The following is a 3450-nucleotide window of genomic DNA, read 5'->3' on the forward strand; positions in this document are numbered from 1 at the left end:
TCAGCGCGGTGTCCCCGAGCACCACCTGCGGGAGCAGCGCCCGCGCGGCCACGACCCGGGCGCGGACCTCGCTCTCGTCCCCGGCCCAGCGGGCCGCGAAGCCCGCCGGATCGTCCTCGTACGCGAGCCGGCGGCGCACCACCTCGACGCGCTGGGCGGGCTCCCGGGAGGCGGCGACCTCCACGGTCAGCCCGAACCGGTCGAGCAGCTGCGGACGCAGCTCGCCCTCCTCGGGGTTCATGGTGCCGACGAGGAGGAAACGGGCCGCGTGGCGCACGGACACGCCCTCGCGCTCCACGTACGAGGCGCCCATCGCGGCCGCGTCGAGGAGTACGTCCACCAAGTGGTCATGGAGGAGGTTCACTTCGTCGACGTACAGGATTCCCCGGTGCGCGTCCGCCAAGAGACCCGGTTCGAACGCCTTCACACCTTCCGCGAGGGCCCGCTCGATGTCGAGGGCGCCGACGAGGCGGTCCTCGGAGGCGCCGACGGGCAGTTCGACCATCCGTGCGGGGCGGTCGGCGCCGGGGCCGGGCTCGTGCGGGCCGTCGGGGCAAGTGGGGTCGGGCGCAGCGGGCGCGCACGAGAACCGGCAGCCGGGGACGACGTCCACGTGTGGGAGCAGGGCCGACAGCGCGCGCACGGCGGTGGACTTGGCGGTCCCCTTCTCACCGCGCACGAGCACGCCGCCGACCGCCGGGCTCACCGCGTTCAGCAGGAGCGCCAGCCGCAGGTCGTCCTGACCGACCACCGCCGTGAACGGGAAGTGGGTGTTGCTCATCCGCTGATCGCTCCTTTGAGTGGAATACGCCCGCTGCCTGTCGCGGGGGCGCGGCCCCCACCCATGCTGGTCTTCTGCTCCCCGTGAGAACGGGGTTGACCCCCTGCTGCACGAGCACCTGATCGGACCACTTCTCTGCTCCCCGAGTTCCCGGGGATCCAAGAGCTCCTCACGGGGCGCCCGGGGGGAGGAACGGGAGGCCCGACGGGGCGCCGGACTCGATCAGGCGCAGCAGGGCGGCGGTGTCCGCGTGTTCCTCGATCAGGTCTCCGAGGAGGTCCAGCTGTTCCTCCCGCAGCGCGGAGAACGACGTGTCCGGCGCCGGGACGAAGCGGCGCCCGGCAGCCGCCGCGACCTCCCGGAGGAACGCCCGGCGGAAGCCGTCCGACTCCAGGGAGCCGTGCCAGTGCGTGCCCCACACCGACCCCACCCGGCACCCGTCCAGGAACGGCTCGCCGCCCAGGACCTCGGCCACGCCGTGGTGGATCTCGTAGCCCGCGACCTCCTCGCCGAGGGCGGTGCCCACCGGCCGGGCCAGGGTCTTCTCCACCGCGAACCGCACCCGCACCGGGAGCAGTCCCAGCCCCGCCACCGAGCCGGCCTTCGACTCGACCTCGTCCTCGATGTGTTCGCCCAGCGCCTGGAAGCCGCCGCAGATGCCCAGCACCGGACGCCCCTCGGCGGCGCGCCGGGCCAGCGCCTCGGCCAGCCCCCGCTCCCGCAGCCACTCCAGCGCCTTCACCGTGCCCCGCGTACCGGGGACGACGACCAGGTCCGCGTCGGCCAGTTCCTCGGCCCGGTCCACGAACCGCACGATCACGCCCGGTTCCGCCGCGAGCGCGTCGACATCGGTGAAGTTCGACATCAGCGGCACCGCGCACACCGCGACCCGCAGCACGTCCTGCCCGACCGGCGGGGCGACGACCGACTCGCGGACCGCGCCGCGCAGCGAGACCCGCAGCCCGTCCTCCTCGTCGATGCCCAGCCCGTGCTGGAACGGCAGCACCCCGTACGTGCCCCGCCCGGTGAGGGAACGCAGCATCTCCATGCCCGGCTCCAGCAGGGACACGTCCCCGCGGAACTTGTTCACCAGGTAGCCGGCGATCAGCGACTGGTCCTCGGGCGACAGCAGTGCCGTCGTCCCGAAGAAGGAGGCGAAGACCCCGCCCCGGTCGATGTCGCCGACGACCACCACCGGGAACCGCGCGGCCCGTGCGATGCCCATGTTCACGATGTCGGTCCGGCGCAGGTTGATCTCGGCCGGACTGCCCGCCCCCTCGCAGATCACGGCGTCATACGTGCCCCGCAGCTGCTCCAGGCAGTCCGTGACGATCCCGAGGAGCTGCTCCTGCCGCCCGCCGTGGTAGCCGCGGGCGCTCATCTCGCCCACCGGCTTGCCCAGCAGCACCACCTGGCTGCTGCGGTCGCCGCCGGGCTTGAGCAGCACCGGGTTCATCAGCGCGGTCGGCTCCACCCGGGCGGCCTGGGCCTGCATGGCCTGCGCACGGCCGATCTCCGCGCCCTCGCGGGTCACGAAGGAGTTCAGCGACATGTTCTGCGCCTTGAACGGGGCCACCTTCACGCCCTGGCGGGCCAGCCAGCGGCAGATCCCCGCCGTGACCACGCTCTTGCCCGCGTCGGACGTGGTCCCCGCGACCAGCAGTCCGCCGCCGCGCCTCGTGCCGCTCATGCCTTTCCCCTCCTCGTACGTGAGACCAGCGCGCGCGCCGCAACGCAGGCGCCCAGCGCCAGCCAGGTGACCCGCCGCGACAGCCGTACCGCCCGCTCGATGTCCGCGACCTCCACGGGCCGGCCCCGCTCCCCGTTGAGCACGGCCCGGTGCTCGACCCGTCCCGCGTAGGAGAGGGTCCCGCCCAGCCGGACGCCGAGCGCCCCGGCGAAGGAGGCCTCGACCGGGCCGGCGTTGGGGCTGGGGTGGGCGGCGGCGTCCGCGCGCCAGGCCCGTACGGCCCCTCCCCGGTCGGGGCCGGCGGCCACGGCGGCGAGGGCGGTGAGCCGGGCCCCGGGCCAGCCGGCGAGGTCGTCCAGCCGGGCGGAGGCCCAGCCGTAGCGCAGGTAGCGGGGCGACTTGTGACCCACCATCGCGTCCAGGGTGTTCACGGCGCGGAAGGCGAGCAGTCCGGGCACCCCGGCGACGGCCCCCCACACCAGGGCCCCGACCACCGCGTCGGAGGTGTTCTCGGCGACGGACTCGACGACGGCCCGGGCCATCTCCTGGTCGTCCAGGGCCTGCGGGTCGCGCCCGCACAGGTGGGGGAGGCGTTCGCGGGCCACCTCGGTGTCCCCGGCGGCGAGGGCCCCGCCGATGGCGCGGGCCTCCCGGCCGAGGGTGGTGCCGCCGACGACGGCCCAGGTGGCGGCGGCGGTCAGGGCGATCCGGGCGGCCGCGGGCCGGGAGCGCACGGCGCGCGCGCCCAGCGCTCCGACGGCGGCGGCCGTGCCGGCGCATACGAGGGTGTGCAGGACGCCCCGGGCGCGGTCGTCGCGCCACAGGGCGCGCTCCACGGCGGCGGCGGCTCGTCCGAAGGCGGCCACGGGGTGCCCCCGGCGCGGATCCCCGAGGATCCGGTCGCCGATCAGGCCCGCCGTGACGCCGTACGCGAAAACGCGGTCGGCACGCATGGTGGCAGGTATGTCCTCACTCAGGG

At 75.0% G+C, this 3450-nt stretch carries 3 protein-coding genes; all 3 read right to left on the reverse strand.

Annotation, left to right across the window (positions count from 1 at the left end; all coding sequences use genetic code 11):
- Positions 1-781: magnesium chelatase ATPase subunit I (locus VR44_RS37645; protein ID WP_045952173.1), on the reverse strand; the 781-nt coding region annotated here is incomplete at its 3' end.
- A 169-nt stretch (positions 782-950) separates the two neighbouring features.
- Positions 951-2471 carry a cobyric acid synthase gene (locus tag VR44_RS37650; RefSeq protein WP_045952174.1) on the reverse strand — a complete coding sequence of 507 codons (1521 nt, stop codon included), beginning with the start codon at positions 2469-2471 and terminating at the stop codon, positions 951-953.
- Positions 2468-3424, reverse strand: a complete 957-nt coding sequence (locus VR44_RS37655; RefSeq protein WP_045952175.1) for a cobalamin biosynthesis protein — start codon at positions 3422-3424, stop codon at positions 2468-2470. The genes VR44_RS37650 and VR44_RS37655 overlap by 4 nt, the downstream gene beginning before the upstream one ends.
- Positions 3425-3450: the final 26 nt, after the last annotated feature.

Origin of the sequence: Streptomyces katrae (assembly GCF_000966975.1) — a bacterium.
Taxonomy (GTDB): Bacteria; Actinomycetota; Actinomycetes; order Streptomycetales; family Streptomycetaceae; genus Streptomyces; species Streptomyces katrae.

Coding starts and splice junctions, on each gene's coding strand:
- VR44_RS37650 (WP_045952174.1), bottom strand. CDS start 2,471: ATGAGCGGCACGAGGCGCGGCGGCGGACTGCTGGTCGCGGGGACCACG.
- VR44_RS37655 (WP_045952175.1), bottom strand. CDS start 3,424: ATGCGTGCCGACCGCGTTTTCGCGTACGGCGTCACGGCGGGCCTGATC.